Raw genomic sequence first — 15,667 nt, 5'->3', positions numbered from 1 at the left:
CAGGAGCGCAACCCCCATCGTCGGCTTCCGCTCGTCAACTTGTTTGCATGTCGCCGAACTTGAGCAACAAGTGTTTGCACTTAGGATCGAGGCGTCGGCGACTTGTTTGCGTTCGCCCGCAAAGACCTGAAGGGACTTGCCCGGACAGCAGGCGTGCACGTCCAATAGAGGACGTGGGGTGCCGCCTGCCACGGCCGCAACGGCCGCCAGTTCGCGCCCCCTTGGAGACCGCTACCAGGCGCGAAGGGTAGAAATAGTGATTTCACCGGATATTCCCTCATGGCAGGATCCGGGCCGCGGAACAATGGCCCGGTGCGCACTTTGGCTAGTCGCAGAGGTGGGCGTGGGTGAGGTGTTCACGAAAACCGAACTTCGTGACGCCTTTCCCGAGACATCACAGATCGACCGCCGAATGCGGGACCTCCGGGATCGCGGATGGAAGATCGCCACAAACAGGGACGACCCGTCCCTGACGTCAAGCGAGCACCGCTTCGTCGCGATGGGAGCTGAGGTCTGGAAGCCGGGCCAGTCGAAGGCCAAAACGCCGGCCTCCAGCGTCACGGCGACGCAGCGTCGTGAGATTTTCGAGGCTGACGAGTATCTGTGCCGCGTCTGCGGCATCGCCGCCGGCGAAGTGTACGAAGGCGGTGTGGAAACCGCTCAGCTCGACGTCGCACGACGGGAGGTCATCAGGCCGGGGGCCAAGGTGGCAACTGAAATGATCACCGAGTGCCGGCGTTGCAGGATCGGCGGCCGAGGCGGCCAAGCTGACCTAGCGGGGCTCCTAGGCCGCTTGGGGCAGATGAGCCAGATCGAGCGCGATCACTTCTCCCAGTGGATGACGTTGGACCGCCGGGACTTCAGCATGATGGAACGCCTCTGGGGTCAGTACCGGACGCTGCCCGCAGAGTCACGCAAAACAGTCCGGGACACCATGAGGCGGGCCTAGCGCTAAAAAGCGTGAACGGTGCTCCGCCGAGGGCGGAGCACCAGAGAGAACATGAGGAATGCAGATGCTGAAGTTCAGTCCTCCTCCGAAGGCTGCGAGAAACGCCGATTTCATCGCTCGTCGACTCAAAGAGGCCATTGAGGGAGACGGGCCACGCGAGTCAGTAACCGTGGAATGGAACGGGCGACCGCTCCATGTAGGCGTGATCAACATGCCTTTGCGAGACGTCTACTACAATCCTGCGACTCACCGAATCAGGGCGCAACGCGATCACGATCCTGTGCTTGCAAAAACTTTGGAGTCGGACCCCTGGCTGGAAGAAAGCCAAGAATACCTCAACCGCCTATTGGTCGGCAGGCCGACTAGCCCCGAGGATCCTGACCCGGATTTCATTGCTCTGATGAATAGTCTCGGCGAGGTTGATCAACAAGAGCCCGGGTTGATCACGCACGAGGGAATTCTGGTAAACGGAAACACCCGGGCCGCCGCATTGAGGAAACTGAAGAAAACCTCAATTCGCGTCGGGGTACTCCCCCCTTCATTCACCTGGGAGGACATCAATGCAGTCGAGCTTGCATTGCAGCTTCGCCCAGATGCACGGCGAGACTACTCATACATCAACCGCTTGCTGGCAATGGAAGAGCAGGAGCTACTGGGACGGGCAGCAGAAGATATCGCCAAAGAATTCCACATCTTGCTGAAAACTTTCAAGCAGGAGCGTTGGATTCTTGGAGTAATCCAAGAGATGATTGATCGAAGCCGAACAAAGGACGGTTCACAGCTAAGCCTGACGGATTTCGAGGGACACCAAGAGAACCTTAAGGAATTGCATCGAAATTACCTCAAGGAGGAGGCCTCCAGCCAGGAAATCGCCGAACAGGTGAAAGAGAATAGGGTCGCGGCGATTATCCTCGACTTCGCCAAAACCAAGACACGACTAATCGATGGCAGGTTTCAAAAAAATTACCTCAAGGACGCAATTCCTCATAGCTTTAACAAAGATTACCCACAAGCAGATGCAGGGATTTCAATCCCAGGACTCAGCGTTTCTGTGGCCCCGCCTTCCCTACCTGTCAGCCAGGCTCGGGCATTCACAGATGAAATCCTTCAGGCTCAGTCTCTTAGTTCCGGACGTCACACTTCCGCAGAAACCAAGGAAACAGCCCAGCGCACCCTGATCTCGATGAAAAAGACGATGCGAAGGGCGCTAGACGCGGCCGATCGTGATGACCGGCTGAAGAAGGTACAGCAGACCACCGCGGAACGTTTGGACGACGCCAGTGCCGCCATCAACCAAAGCGTTAGCGACTTGGCGCGCGCGTTCGCGACCAGCAGCCTGGATGAGGAGAGCTTCGACAGCGCACTGCTCCGTCTCAAGGAGAGCGTTCTGAAACTGGCGCGGCAGGCCAACCGCGGGATCCGTGAGCCCGGCGACGGCATGACGTGGCTCATCAAGGCCAGTGAGGAACGGACATGACAGTTTCCGGCGAACCCTCGCTGCGACTCAGTTTCCACGAGACCCGCACCAAGGTCATCTTGAGGGCACAATCCGAAAGCCACGAGCAACTGGTGCGGTTGGCCGCCCGGTTCGGCAGTGGCAGCCAACGGGGGGCGCTGGCTGCTGAGGTTGACCTTGAGGACTTCCTCTCCCATCTAGCATTTCTTAGCCAGTGGCATGATCCTGCTGGGGTGTCCTTTTCTCCCGACCTGAAGGCCCTTGCGGAAGGGTCGGTAAAGGACTCGCAGGCAGTCGACTCTCGACTGGCAGCAGGGCGCCAAGGACTGGAATTTTCCGAGACGGTTACCCCCGTCGATGTACCAGGCCGGCTGGGGACCGCATGGAGGGCACCGCTGGCTGAGTTCCAAACTCGCGATATCGCCAAGCTGCTGTCACTCACGCATGGCGCGAACTTCAGCGTGCCCGGCGCGGGCAAGACCAGGGCAGCAATGGCTGTCTATGCGGCGCTTCGTCATGCTGGCAAGGTCAGACGCTTGCTCGTCGTCAGCCCCAAGTCCGCGTACGAAGCATGGCAGGACGAGAGCGAACACTGCTTCACAGCACCGCTGACAGTCCGCGTCTTCGAGCGGCGCCCCAGTACCGACGTTGAATTGCTGTTGGTCAACTACGAACGGCTGAGCCGCTACCAGAAGGATCTGGCGGACTGGCTGAGCGCTGCGCCGGCCTTGATGGTCCTGGACGAGGCCCACAGGATGAAGCTGGGAGTCCGAGGAACGTACGGCACAGCTTGCATGGCACTCGGTCCATTGGCGCGTCACCGTCTGATCCTCACGGGAACGCCCGCCCCAAATGGCGTCAAGGATCTGGAGAGCTTGCTCTCTTTTGTGTGGCCGGGACACGGCCGACGAGCTGTGGACAAGGCGGTGGCAGGTGGCGACCTGGCCCACGCGAGTAAGATCCTTCGCCCTCTGTTTACGAGGACGACGAAGAACGAACTTGACCTTCCTCCTGCAGATGTGCGAGTTCACTACGTCGATCTTCCACCCGCCCACCGGGAGTTGTACTCAGCTCTGCGTAAAAGGCCGCACGGTGCAACGAATGCGGAACAGGATGAGTTCTCGAGACTGGGTAAGGTTCTTGTCTACCTGATCATGGCCAGCACCAGCCCAAAGCTGCTGGACAAGGGTGCTGACCGTTACGATCCCCTCCCCTTCATTTTCCCTCCGTATGAACCGCCACGTGACGGATCTCTACGGGACCTCATGCGGGACCTGCCACACTATGAGATGTCACCTAAGTACGAGGCTGTGCTTCGAACTGTTGCAGAGAACGCGCGGCTGGGGCGCAAGACGCTGGTCTGGTCAACATTCGTCCGCAACCTGACCACGCTGGGGATCGCACTGGAAAAATTCCATCCGGCGGTCGTGCATGGCGGAAGCATCGATCGGGATGAGCAGATCAGAAGGTTCCGGCAGGATCCTGATTGCATGGTGATGCTTTCGAACCCTGCAACGCTTGGGGAAGGTATTAGCCTTCACCACGTATGCCACGATGCCGTGTACCTAGACCGTGACTTTTCGGCCGGCAGGTTCCTGCAGAGCTTGGACCGCATCCATCGCCTTGGGCTGAAGACCGGCACGGAAACCCGTATCACGGTCCTGATCGCAAGAGGAACAATCGACGAGGAAATCCACAACCGCCTCGGGAAGAAACTGGATTTCATGGGAAAGATCCTGGATGACCCATCAGTGCAGGAGCTGGCAGATCCAGACGAAGAAGTGGCACCGTGGGGGATGGATATCAAAGACCTCCGAGCCCTCCTAGAGCACCTGGATGACCCCAAAATATGATGGACGAAGAGAGCGACTGGCAGCCGCCAGACGGCTCATGGGCGTCATCGGCCGCCCGCCGCCGGAACATGCAGGCGATCAGGAGCCGGGATACCAAACCGGAGCTACTGATCAGAAGACTTTTGCACGCGCGAGGACTGCGGTATCGGGTGGCGGCCAAACCGCTGCCTGGGCTTCGTCGGACGGCAGACATTGTCTTCCGCCCAACGAAGCTCGCAGTATTTGTCGACGGCTGCTACTGGCACGGTTGTCCGGAGCATTACGTCCCGCCTAAAACGAACACCGGCTACTGGTCCAGCAAAGTAATTCGGAACGTGACCCGCGACAGAGACACCGATCAGCGTCTCGCTGACGCAGGGTGGACTGTGCTCCGCTTCTGGGAGCATGAGTCACCCGACGACTGCGCCCTCGCGATCGCGGCTGCCGTCAGCCGCCTCCGACACGCTCGGCACTGAGAGATCCGCCATCGTGAACAGCAGCTCGCTCTCCCTGACCCGGGACTGGGTCTCCAGCATCTCGGCCGTGACGCCGGCGTCCTTCGCGGCCTTCAGGGCGGCGATGATCTGCTGTCCAACCGCCTCGGCCACTGGCGGAGGGAATGCATTCCCCACTTGCCGGTAGGCCGCAGTCTTCTTTCCTTCAAACTTCCAGCTTGGGGGAAAGCCCTGGATGATCGCTGCTTGCTCTACCGTCAGCTTCGGCCCCGCCTCAGCAAAAAGATCACGCTCCTGGCTTTCCTGCCGTTTCATTTCCGCGGAGTCATTCGCTACGCCGAGGCCGCAGACTCCCAGTGACGCCCACGCCCTTTTGGCACGAGTCGGGCCGAGGTCAGCGCCACCATGCTTCTTCGAACCACCAACAAGCGTCGGCGCTACCCCCTTCGAGGCGTCCCTCAACCAGGCCTTGAACGCTTCATCGGCCCTGGGGTCATCTACCTCTGCGAAACGCTTGCGCATGGAGTGTTCCAGAGCCTCCCCCACTGTAAGAAGTGCGCGCTTCTCCGGCTCTCTAGCGGCGAAGAACGGGATCAGAGGCTCCTTCAGCGCGACCAGAATGGCCCGAGGGCGAAGCTGGGGAACTCCGTAGTTCTTGGCTTCCAGCACTTTCCAGTAGCACTGCCCGTAGCCCATGTCCGCAAGCTCTCCCAGAAGCTCCTCCCGGTACTCCAGGAACTTCTCCCATGGCTCCAGCAGGCCGCGGACATTTTCGATCATGACGGCTTTGGGCCTCAGCTCGTCCACGAGTCTCATCATGTCCGGGAAGAGATCCCGCTCGTCGTCCCGTCCAAGCTGCTTGCCTGCAAGAGAGAACGGCGGGCACGGCACACCACCGGCCAGCAGATCAAGCTCCCCCACTTCCAGCCCTAGCTCCAGCCTCAGGTCCTGCGGCTTGAGTTTCGTCAGGTCAGCCTGCTTGACCTTGCAACCTTCCCACTCTGCATTGCCCTCAACGTTCGACTTGAGAGTCGCAACTGCGTTCACATCAATCTCGATGAGCGCGAGATGCCTGAAGAGCGCGTTGTGCAAGCCCAGGGCCTGCCCACCCGCCCCAGCGCAGATCTCAACTGAGGTGAACTCCCTCTCAGTGCTGGTCATGCACCCTCCTCACAAGCTTTCCCGACTGGCGCCCATTGCCGCCAGTCGTCACAGAGGGTGACAGACCCCACTGACAACGCGACCGCTTCCAAGTGTGCGTCACACACCAATACCCTCCGACCGCCCCACACGTGACAGCGAACACTCATACGATATGGCCCGTGCCGAAAAGCCCTGCATGGACCCGTGACGAGCTACTGCTGGCCTGCGCCCTCGTGGTCGAGAACAACTGGAATGAGCTGCGGGAAGGTGATCCACGAGTCCTCGATCTCTCCGGCCTGCTCAGATCGCTGCCCTTGCACCATGGCGCTGCGCAAACAATCCCGAAGTTCAGATCCGTCGGCAGCGTCAGTCGCAAGACGTCAGATCTCGCCTCGAACCACCCTGAGTACGTCGGCGTCTCCACCAAGGGCGGGCGGCTGGACAAAGAGGTGATCGCCGCCTTCATCGCCCGGCCCTCCGAGATGCTTGGGGCTGCCGCCGCTCTGCGCCAGGGTATCGGCACCGGCGCGTTGTACGAGATTCCGGCTGACCCCGACGAGGTCGATGACGACGGGAGCTCGGCTGTCGAGGGGCGCCTCCTCACTCGCTGGGCCCTGCATCGAGAGCGTGACCGCGGAATACGGGCTCGCAAGATCGCCAGGGCCGAGAAGTTGGGACAGCCCTTGCGCTGCGAGGTCTGCACCTTCGATTTCGGTCGCTTCTACGGGCCCCTCGGCAAGGGCTACATCGAGGTTCACCACCGCCTGCCTCTCCACATCTCCGGGCCGCGCGAGACCGGACTGGACGATCTGGCACTCCTGTGCGCCAACTGTCATCGCATGTGTCACAGGAGCAGCCCCGGTGCATCCTGGCGCACGCCTGGCGCCCTGAGAGCTGAGATGGACCAGCCCCCGCCGGGCCCCTGACCAGGCGCCCGGTCTGCCGGGCCACATTCACGCGGCAGCCAAATCGGCCTCATATCGCAGCTGCGCGCAGTCAAGGACGTCGCCCGGGTCACAGTCCTGGGAGTTCAGCCAGTGCAGAAGATCCACAATCAATGCGGCCGCTCGCTCCTCTTGCGCCCGCGGATAGCTGAGCAGCGGCACAGCCTCTGCTGGGACCAGCTCCCGATATTCATTGAGAACCAGGCTGGCACGCCGGACCCGTACACACTCGGCGCTCTCAGGACGAGACATATCGCACCAGACCGCCTTCCCTGATGCGGTAATGCGGGTACCCCAGCCACGGGCAACTGCTGACAGCAGGTGAAGACCACGGCCGCATTCCGAGGCGTACCCAGGCTGTGCAAGGGACGGGACCTGATGACTTGAGTCATGTACCTCGATCCGGATCACATCAGCGCGACACGCAAGGACGAGGGCGGCAGCGCTTCCGAGCCCTACGTGCCTGATGACGTTCGTCGCGAGTTCTGTAACCACAAGTTCGGTCTCATCCGCGAGGCCAGCCAAGCCCCACAGGGCCAGCTCCGTCCGAACGGCTCTCCGCAAGACGCATAAGGCATCGGGGGAAGCCTTGAACGGAAGGACATACAGGTGCGGAGCCTGCGAGTGGTTGTGACTCGTCATGCCAGGAACTCCCTCCTGAGCACGGCAGTGCCGGGCTCACAGTATCCAGACGGCTGCGCTGCGTAGCGCTTGGAGGCGAGTATGGCATTGAGAGATTCCGCTGTGTAACTTCTCGTCGCTCTCGAATGAGTGAATCCGGTAGTTCGGTAAGTCAGCGCCGATCTAGCCTCGTAGGGCCGCGGCAGCCGCCCCCGGCATCCGCTGAAGGGAAGCTGTATGCCAGCGAGGGCCACCACCCGTCGACGCCATCTCGGCGCGACGATGCGCAAGCTGCGCGCCCGCACGGGGATGACTCTTGAGGAGGCGGGGCAGCTCGTCGGCGTATCCAAAGCCACGGTGAGCCGCTACGAGACCACTGAGGGCCCGGTCAAGTGGCTCGTAATCGACGCTCTCTGCCGCGAGTACGGAGCGAGTGCTGCTGAGCGTCAGGTGATTGTGGCCTTGGCCAAAGACGCCCGGCAGCAGGGTTGGTGGAGCTCGTTCGTCGACCACATCCCCGAGACCATGAACCTCATGCTCACCCTCGAAGACGAGGCAGTGCGTGAAGATCACTTCTCCTGTGTGTACGTCCCCGGCCTGCTTCAGACACGGAGTTACACAACTGCTCTTCAGCAAGCCAACGAGATGCGCCGCTCCGCTGAGGAGATCGACCGTCTCGTGGACATCCGCATGCGCCGGCAGGAGATCCTCAGCCGTCCCGACGCTCCGCACCTCTGGGCAATCCTTGACGAGTCCGTGGTGCGTCGAGTGATGGGCTCCCCTGCCATCATGCGGGAGCAGCTCAGCCACCTGCTCGCCAGCAGCGTCTCAGGAAACGTGACTCTGCAGATCCTGCCGTTTTCTCGTGGTGCTCACAGTGCAGCGCTTGGCAGCTTCGTCATTCTCGGTGGGCCGGAGCCCTCCCTTGACGTGGTGTACGTCGACCTCCATGTCGGATCCGTCTTCATGGAGAAGGACGCGGAACTGGCACGCTACCGGCTTGCGTTCGAATACCTGCGCGCACAAGCGTTGGACATCGAAGCTTCACGGGAGCTCATCAGCCGTGCCAGGGAGGACCTGAAGGATGACGAGAACGAGCATTGAGGGACCAGACGCCGCCTGGTTCAAGTCGTCGTACAGCGGCGGCAACGAGACAGAGTGTGTAGAGACAGCCTTCGTCGATTCTGGTACTTCAGTACGTGACAGCACGCGCCCACATGAGGGACTACTTCATGTGCGGTCCGCAGCCTGGACCGTCTTCGTCGACTCGCTGGGAGGTGGTCAGCTCAGCTGAGGCGGCCTGCAACCTTGTGTCCTCCGGGTCGCGGAACTCGGTCCCATCCAGTTCCCGCGGTGGTGAGGACCGACCTGCACGCCGTGTCGAATAGCCGCCGGGGGTGGCATCTAGCGGCGGGACAGCGCGCTCCGGTGTCCCGCCCCTGCGGCTTCACTCCGGCAAGGCGACACGCCCCCGCTCTGCCCGTAGGCTCCCCGTTCCATGAAGGCACCGAAGGAAACGAACGAAACGAAGTCCCCGAAGGTACTCATCTCCGTCGACATGGAGGGCGTCTCCGGGATCGTCCACACCTCCGAGACCAACCCCGACCGCTACGACTACGAGCGCGGCCGGGCGTTGATGACCGCCGAGGCCAACGCCGTCGTCGCCGGTGTCCTGGATGCCGAGCCCGCGGCCGACGTCCTGGTCGCCGACGCGCACGGGCCGTTCCGCAATCTGCTGCCGGAGCAGATGGACCGGCGGGCGCGCCTGGTCCGGGGGAAGCCGCGGTCCCTGGGCATGGTCGCCGGGCTCGACGAACACACCGACGCCGTGCTGCTCGTGGGCTATCACGCGCGTGCCGGTGCCGGGCCCGGCGTGATCGCCCACACCATGAGCGGCGACATCCTGGATGTCCGGGTGGCCGGGCGTTCCCTCGGGGAGATCGGCCTCAACGGTGCCCTGGCCGGGCACTTCGGCGTCCCCGTCGTGATGCTCAGCGGTGACGACGTCGCCTGCGCCGAGTTCGAGGAGCTGGTCCCCTCAGCGGTCGGCGTAGCCGTCAAGGAGGCCATCGCGGGGTCTGCCGCCGTCACCCTGCACCCGGAGGAGGCCCGGAAGCGGCTCCGTGCCGCCGCGGCCGAGGCCGTCGGGCGACGCGCTCACGTCCCGCCGCTGGTTCTTGACGGCCCTGTCGCTGTCGAAGTGGACCTTCTCAGCCCGTTCTCCGTCGACCTGGCCCTGCTCGTGCCGGGTGTCTCGCGTGCCGCGGGCGGCCGTACGGTCGCCTTCACCGCCGCCGACTTCGCCGAGGTGCACCGGCTGGTCCTCCTGCTCGTACAGCTCGCCTCGATCAAGCCGGGCTAGGGGCTCCCGCGCGGGCGCCGACCGCTCACCGCCCCGTGGGGAACGCCGCGCGGCGGCCGACGCCGACCATGATGATCGCGACGACCGCGAGCGCGATCATCCCGGCCGGCAGGACCCGTGCGCCCACTCCGTCCACGAGGACGGCTCCCACGGCTCCGGCCGCGAAGATCGCCAGGTTGAAGGAGGTCGTCAGCATCGCGTTGGCCGCATCGGCGTTGTCGCCCGCGGCCTCCCCCATGGCCGTCTGCAACTGTGTCGCGGCGCCGCCGAACGCGATGCCCCACAGGACGACCGCCGTCAGCGCGCCCACGGTGGACTGCTGCGCCACGGCGAGGAACGCGCCGGCGACGACGAACAGGGCCACGCTCGCCAGGGTGAGTCGGCGCAGTGCGCGGTCGATGAACACACCGGTGAACCAGATCCCGCCGAGTGCCGCGAGGCCGAAGACGAGCAGGGTGAGGTCGGGCCGGAGTGCGAGGCGCATCTGCTGCAGGTAGGAAGCGATGTAGGTGTAGAGCAGGTTGTGCGCGAGCATCCAGACGAAGACGACGGCGAGGATGGTCGCGACGCCGGGAATGCCCAGCACCCGGCCGAGCGGGGCGCGTGTCCGCGCGGCCTGCCCCGGGGCGTCGGGCACGAGGTACTTCGCGAAGACCATGACGACGATGCTGAGCAGCGACATCGCGGCGAAGGACCAGCGCCATCCGACCGTGGACCCCAGCCAGGCCCCGAGGGGGGTTCCGACGGCGAGCGCGACCGGGGTTCCGGTCATGGCGATGGCAAGGGCGCGCCCTGCGTGTTCAGGTGCGGCGATACGTCGGGCATAGCCGGCGAGCATGCCCCACAACAGGCCGGAGAAGGCTCCCCCGACGAACCGGGCGACAAGGGCGACGGAGAACGACGGGGCCAGCGCGGTGACGGTGTTGGCGACGAGGAACCCGAGCAGGCCGGCGAGGAGGAGCGGTTTCCGCCGCATCCCGCGCGTCAGGGTGATCGCCGGGATCGCCGCGAGGACGGTCCCGATCGCATAGGCGCTCACGAACTGCCCGGCGCTGCCTTCGGAGACGTCCAGGCCGGCGGAGAGCTGCGGGAGCAGTCCTGCCGGCAGCGTCTCGGTCATGATCACGATGAATCCGGTACACGCCATCACCACCAGCGCCGGAACGGGGAACGCATCACGTGCTCGCTCGTGAATCGGCGGCGTGGGGCACGTTGTGGCCATCGGACGGACTCCCTCAATCAGATATGGATCGACCGATCCGATATTGACGAGGGCGGCTGCCGGTGTCAAACTGGATCAGTCAGTCCGCAATCGAGGAGGTTCGCCGTGTCACCCGCCGGCCGTCCCCGCACCTTCGACATGGAGGCCGTCCTGGAGTCGGCGATGCTGCTGTTCTGGGAACGGGGCTACGAATCGACCTCGCTGGCCCAGCTGCGCGAGGCGACGGGACTTTCCTCAGCGAGCCTGTACGGCGCCTTCGGCTCGAAGGAAGGGCTGTTCGAGAAGGCGGTGGAGCACTACGTCGCCGGGCCGGGCCGGGTCACCGATGTGGTCGCCGACGAGGAGATCAGCCCTCGCGAGGCCGTCGCGGGGCTCCTCCACGGGTCGGTCAGCATGCAGACCGACCCGTCCCACCCGCGCGGGTGCCTCGTCGCCCTCACGGGAACGGTCCGCCTGCCGGGAGCGGAGGATGCCGGGGTGCGGGAGGTCGTGGCGGCGCGTCGCGCAGTCGACCGGGCGCGCATCAGGGCATGTGCCGTGCGCGGTATCGCCGCGGGGGAGCTCGCCGAGGACACGGATGCGGATGCCGTCACATCGATGGTCCACGGCTTCCTGCTCGGCATCTCCACCCAGGTGTGCGACGGCGTCCCGGCCGCGCACCTGCACGCTGCGGCGGACGCCCTCCTCGTGAACTGGGGCGCACCGGAACGCTGATGCCGTGTGTGCGTCAGAGCCACCCCCGCTCCCGCGCGATACGCGCGGCCACGTGCCGGTTCTCCGCGCCCAGCTTCATCGCGGCGGAGGAGAGGTAGTTGCGGACCGTCCCGCTGGACAGCGATGCGCGGGTGGCGATGTCGGCGACCGGGGCGCCGTCCTCGGCGTACGACAGGAGTTCCGCCTCCCGGGGTGTCAGGGGTGATTCGCCGGCGGCGATGGCGTCGGCGGCGAGTTCCTGGTCGACGTAGCGGCCGCCGGTGTGCACCGTGCGGATGATCTGGGCCAGTTCGTGCGCGGACACTGTCTTGGGCACGAAGCCGCGCACCCCCACGCTCAGGGCGCGCTTCAGGGCTCCTGCCCGGGCGTGGCTGGTGACGATCATCGAGGCGCAGCCGGGCACGGATTCGCGCAGCCGTGTGGCGACCCCGATGCCGTCGAGGCCCGGCATCTGGAGGTCGAGCACGGCGACGTCGGGGCGGTGCGCGACGGCCATGGCCAGCGCCTCGTCGCCGGTTCCGGCCTGCGCGACGACGGTGATGTCGTCCTCCAGGGTGAGCAGCGAGGCGAGCGCGCCCCGGATGAGGTGCTCGTCGTCCGCGAGCAGGACCGTGATCATGCGTCTTCTTCCCAGGGGATGCGTGCGGTGAGGCGGAAGATGCCGCCGGGTTGGTGTTCGGTGGTCAGCGTGCCACCCGGGCCGGTCAGGCGTTCCCGGAGCCCCGCCAGGCCCGTGCCGCCGCCGGAGGGGGTGTCGGGCGCGCCGTCGTTCTCCATGACCAGCAGGGCCGTGGTCGGGCCCGCGGTGCGCAGCGCCATCGTGCAGCGGGTCGCGGCCTGCGCGTGGCGCAGGACGTTCGTCGTGCCCTCGCGCACCACCCAGCCGAGGGCGGACTGCACGTCGGGGGGCAGTCGGCCCGCGGGGCCGTACTCGATGCGGCAGTCGATGCCCGCGGCCTCCAGGACGGAGCGCGCTCCGACGAGTTCGGTGTGGAGGTCGGCGGTACGGTAGCCGCGTACCACCGACCGGATCTCGCGCTGGGACTCCCGCGCGATGCGCTGCACCTCCACCATGTGCTCCTCCGCCTCGGGCAGGCCGCGCCGCGCCAGTTGTGCCGCGAGTTCGCTCTTGAGCGCCACGACCGCGAGGTTGCGGCCCAGCACGTCGTGCAGGTCGCGGCCGAAGCGCAGGCGTTCCTCGGCGACGGCCAGGCGGGACTGTGTCTCGCGTGCGGCGGCCAGTTGCTCGATCAGCCGGACGCTCCAGCCGGACGCCCGGGACGCGGTGGCCATGAACGGCACCATGAACACGCTGGCGCTGACGGTGAGTACCAGGGACGGGCCGGGCAGCCCCGCCACGCCGGCCCCCGCCAGGGCCGCGACCGCGACGACCGCCACCAGGGCCGCTCCCCGGCGGAGCGACAGGGCTAGGGCGGGCGGTCCGGCCCAGAACATCAGCAGCCACACCATGTAGGACGTCAGCGCTCCGGCGCCGATGCGTCCGGACGACAGCAGTACGCACCCCACGGCCGCCATGACCAGGGTCAGGGCCGTGTACGCCACCACGAGCAGGGTGGGCCGTCGGCCGGCGGTCAGGTAGTGGCTCAGGGCGGACCGCCACAGCATGAACTGGACGACGGCGTGCACCGCGCCCAGCACGGCCACGGTCGCCAGTACGGGGGCGTCACCGTCCGACTGGAACATCCAGATCGTCCAGAGACCCACCTCGGTGAGGGCGAGAAATCCGACGCTGCCCACCGCGTACCGGCGGTACCGCTCGGGGCCGTCCTGGCCGCCGAGCCGTTCCACCCAGTCCTCCACGCTCACGCTCATGATCTCCGACTTCCCCGTCCGGCGGCCGTCGCACCAGGTGGCTCGCACCAGGTGGACCGCACCGGGTGCGGGGCCGGCCGCGCCGACCCCGGTGGTTCCGACCTGGTCAGCCGCGCGGTCCCCAGCGGAACCACCGCCGCACACCGAGCGCCGCGAGGCCCGTCCAGGCCAGGGCGAGGAGCAGCGCGCGGCCCTGGTCGGCGGCGCCGAGGTCGCCCGTCCAGCCGCCCCGCAGGAGGTCCATCACCGGTGAGAAGGGCAGCCAGGCACTGATGTCGCCCACCACGCCGGGCAGTACCTCGCGCGGTACGAACATCCCGGAGCCGGCCATGCTCAGCAGCCAGAACGGCAGGAACGTCAGCTGAGCGCTCTCCGCCGTCCGGGTGACCGCGGCGGTCAGGGCGCCCGCGGCCACGAGCATCGCGCCGCCGATGAGCAGTCCGAGGACCATCAGGTGCGGGGCGGTCGGTGCGGGTGCGTCCAGGACGACCGTCAGGCCGATGACCAGCAGCGCGCACTGTACGTACGCCAGCAGCAGGGCGGGGAGTGCTCCGCCGGCGAAGATCTCCCAGTCGCGCACCTCACCCGTGCGCAGCCGCTTGAGCACGAGGCTCTCGCGGCGGGTGACGTAGACGCCGACAAGGTTCGTGTACACGGAGAAGATCAGCGCCAGGCCGAGTGATCCGGGCAGGAGGACGGTGGCGATCGACAGGCCGGTGCCGTCCAGGTCCAGGCCGTTGACCACGCCTCGCATCGAGAAGGTCGTGATGGCCGGTACGAGCAGCGCGGTGATCAGCGCCGCCCGGCTGCGCAGCAGCAGGGTCAGTTCGGCGCGGCCGAGGGCGGCCATGCGGGACGCGGAACCGCGTCGCACGGGCGGGGCGGTGTCCAGGGGGCGGGAGGGCGCGGTCGTCGTCATCGTGTCTCCTCGTGGTCCAGGCCCTTGGCGATCTCCATGAAGGCTTCTTCCAGTGATGCGGACCGGGCGTCGAGGCCGTGCAGCGTGACGCCTGCGTGGTGGGCCCAGGTGAGCAGTTCGGTGGCCGTGCGCTGGAGGTCCCTGGTCTCCAGGCGGACCGTCCCGCCCACGGTCTCGTGCCGGGTCACGCCCATGGCCGGGAGCGGGGGGAGCTCGCCGAGGAGGCGGTCCTGGGGCAGCCGGAAGCTGATCCGGGCGGGCCGTTCGGCCACCACGTCGGCCACGCGCCCGGTGGTGGCGATCAGCCCCTGGTGCATGATCGCCAGCCGGTCGGCGAGCTGTTCGGCCTCCTCCAGGTAGTGCGTGGTGAGGAGCACGGTCGTGCCCTGGAGCTTGAGCTCCCGGATGAGTTCCCAGGTGTCGCGGCGGGACTGGGCGTCGAGGCCGGTGGTCGGCTCGTCGAGGAACAGCACCTCGGGGCGTCCGAGCAGGGCCAGCGAGAGGTCGAGGCGCCGGCGTTCGCCGCCGGAGAGCTGCTTGACCCGCACGGCCCGACGGTCGGACAGGTTGGTCATTTCGAGGGCCTCGTCGGCGGGCCGGGCACCGCTGGTGCAGCCCGCCCACATCCGCACGGTCTCCAGGACGGTCAGCTCCGGCGGGAAGCCGCCCTCCTGAAGCATCACGCCGATGCGGTGCCGCACCGCCGACCGGTCGCGGAACGGGTCGTGGCCCAGCACCCGGACGGATCCGCCGGTGGGAGTGGCCTGGCCTTCGAGGAGTTCGAGGGTGGAGGTCTTTCCGGCGCCGTTGGTGCCCAGTAGGGCGAACAGCTCACCGCGAGCGACCGTGAAGTCGATGCCCTTTACGGCGTCGAAGTCGCGATAGCTCCGTTTCAGTCCGACGGTTTCGATGACGGGGTTCATGCACTCCACACTCCCGGCGAAACGGGGCCGGGGGCAGTGCGCTCTGTCATCAGACGCGTATGACACCTGTAATGCGGGTCCATGACATATGGCACCCCACCTGCTCGGCACCCCACCGGTGCGGGAGCCGGGCGGCACGGCGGCCGGGCGGTCACGAGGAGCTGCGGTGCCGGTGGTCCAAGTGGTTCCGGTGGTCCCGGTGGTCCCGGTGCCGGCGTGGGACCGCAGCATCACGCGGACATGCCGAACGCCCTGCGGCGCCGACCGGTCGGGCCGCTGCCGGAGGGGGGTGCG

The 15,667-nt window shown here is 65.9% G+C and carries 16 protein-coding genes; 9 read left to right on the top strand and 7 right to left on the bottom strand.

Annotation, left to right across the window (positions count from 1 at the left end):
• Positions 1 to 304 precede the first annotated feature (304 nt).
• From P8A20_RS22715 to P8A20_RS22700, 4 genes are all read left to right on the top strand, one after another.
• On the top strand, positions 305 to 949 hold the full coding sequence (locus P8A20_RS22715; protein WP_511104034.1) for a KpnI family restriction enzyme N-terminal domain-containing protein: 645 nt from the start codon (positions 305 to 307) through the stop codon (positions 947 to 949).
• 64 nt (positions 950 to 1,013) lie between these two features.
• A complete protein-coding gene (locus P8A20_RS22710; RefSeq protein WP_306104141.1) occupies positions 1,014 to 2,426 on the top strand; it encodes a transcriptional regulator in 1,413 nt (470 codons plus the stop codon).
• On the top strand, positions 2,423 to 4,258 hold the full coding sequence (locus P8A20_RS22705) for a DEAD/DEAH box helicase (RefSeq protein WP_306104140.1): 1,836 nt from the start codon (positions 2,423 to 2,425) through the stop codon (positions 4,256 to 4,258). Before P8A20_RS22710 ends, P8A20_RS22705 begins: the two co-directional genes overlap by 4 nt.
• Positions 4,258 to 4,713, top strand: a complete 456-nt coding sequence (locus tag P8A20_RS22700) for a very short patch repair endonuclease (protein ID WP_306105186.1) — start codon at positions 4,258 to 4,260, stop codon at positions 4,711 to 4,713. The genes P8A20_RS22705 and P8A20_RS22700 overlap by 1 nt, the downstream gene beginning before the upstream one ends.
• Here P8A20_RS22700 and P8A20_RS22695 read toward each other — a convergent pair.
• Entirely contained in the window at positions 4,648 to 5,853 is a 1,206-nt protein-coding gene (locus tag P8A20_RS22695) for a DNA cytosine methyltransferase (protein WP_306104139.1), read from the bottom strand. The genes P8A20_RS22700 and P8A20_RS22695 overlap by 66 nt on opposite strands.
• 161 nt (positions 5,854 to 6,014) lie before the next feature.
• Here P8A20_RS22695 and P8A20_RS22690 point away from each other — a divergent pair, with 161 nt between their 5' ends.
• A complete protein-coding gene (locus P8A20_RS22690; protein WP_306104138.1) occupies positions 6,015 to 6,761 on the top strand; it encodes an HNH endonuclease in 747 nt (248 codons plus the stop codon).
• Positions 6,762 to 6,788: 27 nt separating this feature from the next.
• Here P8A20_RS22690 and P8A20_RS38740 read toward each other — a convergent pair whose 3' ends face one another.
• A complete protein-coding gene (locus P8A20_RS38740) occupies positions 6,789 to 7,421 on the bottom strand; it encodes an ATP-binding protein (protein ID WP_371934411.1) in 633 nt (210 codons plus the stop codon).
• 216 nt (positions 7,422 to 7,637) lie between these two features.
• Here P8A20_RS38740 and P8A20_RS22685 point away from each other — a divergent pair, with 216 nt between their 5' ends.
• The 3 genes from P8A20_RS22685 to P8A20_RS22675 all read left to right on the top strand — a co-directional run bounded on the left by P8A20_RS22685 (position 7,638) and on the right by P8A20_RS22675 (position 9,762).
• Positions 7,638 to 8,504, top strand: coding sequence for a helix-turn-helix domain-containing protein (locus tag P8A20_RS22685; protein WP_306104137.1), 867 nt, complete (start codon positions 7,638 to 7,640; stop codon positions 8,502 to 8,504).
• The gene (locus P8A20_RS22680; RefSeq protein ID WP_306104136.1) at positions 8,485 to 8,694 is read left to right on the top strand and encodes a DUF397 domain-containing protein; all 210 of its coding nucleotides are present in this window, start codon (positions 8,485 to 8,487) and stop codon (positions 8,692 to 8,694) included. Before P8A20_RS22685 ends, P8A20_RS22680 begins: the two co-directional genes overlap by 20 nt.
• Before the next feature lie 204 nt (positions 8,695 to 8,898).
• Positions 8,899 to 9,762, top strand: a complete 864-nt coding sequence (locus P8A20_RS22675) for a M55 family metallopeptidase (RefSeq protein ID WP_306104135.1) — start codon at positions 8,899 to 8,901, stop codon at positions 9,760 to 9,762.
• 25 nt (positions 9,763 to 9,787) lie between these two features.
• On the opposite strand, the gene P8A20_RS22670 is transcribed toward P8A20_RS22675, so the two are convergent.
• Positions 9,788 to 10,909, bottom strand: a complete 1,122-nt coding sequence (locus P8A20_RS22670) for an MFS transporter (RefSeq protein WP_306104134.1) — start codon at positions 10,907 to 10,909, stop codon at positions 9,788 to 9,790.
• Positions 10,910 to 11,089: 180 nt separating this feature from the next.
• On the opposite strand from P8A20_RS22670, the gene P8A20_RS22665 reads away from it, so the two are divergent.
• On the top strand, positions 11,090 to 11,698 hold the full coding sequence (locus tag P8A20_RS22665; protein ID WP_147961351.1) for a TetR/AcrR family transcriptional regulator: 609 nt from the start codon (positions 11,090 to 11,092) through the stop codon (positions 11,696 to 11,698).
• Between the two features lie 13 nt (positions 11,699 to 11,711).
• Here P8A20_RS22665 and P8A20_RS22660 read toward each other — a convergent pair whose 3' ends face one another.
• The 4 genes from P8A20_RS22660 to P8A20_RS22645 all read right to left on the bottom strand — a co-directional run bounded on the left by P8A20_RS22660 (position 11,712) and on the right by P8A20_RS22645 (position 15,373).
• A complete protein-coding gene (locus tag P8A20_RS22660) occupies positions 11,712 to 12,317 on the bottom strand; it encodes a response regulator transcription factor (protein WP_147961350.1) in 606 nt (201 codons plus the stop codon).
• Complete coding sequence (locus P8A20_RS22655) at positions 12,314 to 13,531, bottom strand: sensor histidine kinase (protein ID WP_306104133.1); 1,218 nt, start codon at positions 13,529 to 13,531, stop codon at positions 12,314 to 12,316. The genes P8A20_RS22660 and P8A20_RS22655 overlap by 4 nt, the downstream gene beginning before the upstream one ends.
• Positions 13,532 to 13,637: 106 nt before the next feature.
• Positions 13,638 to 14,450, bottom strand: a complete 813-nt coding sequence (locus P8A20_RS22650) for an ABC transporter permease (RefSeq protein ID WP_306104132.1) — start codon at positions 14,448 to 14,450, stop codon at positions 13,638 to 13,640.
• Entirely contained in the window at positions 14,447 to 15,373 is a 927-nt protein-coding gene (locus P8A20_RS22645) for an ABC transporter ATP-binding protein (RefSeq protein ID WP_147964049.1), read from the bottom strand. The genes P8A20_RS22650 and P8A20_RS22645 overlap by 4 nt, the downstream gene beginning before the upstream one ends.
• Positions 15,374 to 15,667 lie beyond the last annotated feature (294 nt).

The organism is Streptomyces sp. Alt3, from assembly GCF_030719215.1.
Classification (GTDB): domain Bacteria; phylum Actinomycetota; class Actinomycetes; order Streptomycetales; family Streptomycetaceae; genus Streptomyces; species Streptomyces glycanivorans.
This window is presented reverse-complemented; position numbering and strand designations above follow the sequence as displayed.

Coding starts and splice junctions, on each gene's coding strand:
- P8A20_RS22650 (WP_306104132.1), bottom strand. CDS start 14,450: ATGACGACGACCGCGCCCTCCCGCCCCCTGGACACCGCCCCGCCCGTG.
- P8A20_RS22670 (WP_306104134.1), bottom strand. CDS start 10,909: ATGGCGTGTACCGGATTCATCGTGATCATGACCGAGACGCTGCCGGCA.
- P8A20_RS22645 (WP_147964049.1), bottom strand. CDS start 15,373: ATGAACCCCGTCATCGAAACCGTCGGACTGAAACGGAGCTATCGCGAC.
- P8A20_RS22700 (WP_306105186.1), top strand. CDS start 4,258: ATGGACGAAGAGAGCGACTGGCAGCCGCCAGACGGCTCATGGGCGTCA.
- P8A20_RS22685 (WP_306104137.1), top strand. CDS start 7,638: ATGCCAGCGAGGGCCACCACCCGTCGACGCCATCTCGGCGCGACGATG.
- P8A20_RS38740 (WP_371934411.1), bottom strand. CDS start 7,421: ATGACGAGTCACAACCACTCGCAGGCTCCGCACCTGTATGTCCTTCCG.
- P8A20_RS22710 (WP_306104141.1), top strand. CDS start 1,014: ATGCTGAAGTTCAGTCCTCCTCCGAAGGCTGCGAGAAACGCCGATTTC.
- P8A20_RS22705 (WP_306104140.1), top strand. CDS start 2,423: ATGACAGTTTCCGGCGAACCCTCGCTGCGACTCAGTTTCCACGAGACC.
- P8A20_RS22660 (WP_147961350.1), bottom strand. CDS start 12,317: ATGATCACGGTCCTGCTCGCGGACGACGAGCACCTCATCCGGGGCGCG.
- P8A20_RS22675 (WP_306104135.1), top strand. CDS start 8,899: ATGAAGGCACCGAAGGAAACGAACGAAACGAAGTCCCCGAAGGTACTC.
- P8A20_RS22695 (WP_306104139.1), bottom strand. CDS start 5,853: ATGACCAGCACTGAGAGGGAGTTCACCTCAGTTGAGATCTGCGCTGGG.
- P8A20_RS22680 (WP_306104136.1), top strand. CDS start 8,485: ATGACGAGAACGAGCATTGAGGGACCAGACGCCGCCTGGTTCAAGTCG.
- P8A20_RS22715 (WP_511104034.1), top strand. CDS start 305: ATGGCCCGGTGCGCACTTTGGCTAGTCGCAGAGGTGGGCGTGGGTGAG.
- P8A20_RS22655 (WP_306104133.1), bottom strand. CDS start 13,531: ATGAGCGTGAGCGTGGAGGACTGGGTGGAACGGCTCGGCGGCCAGGAC.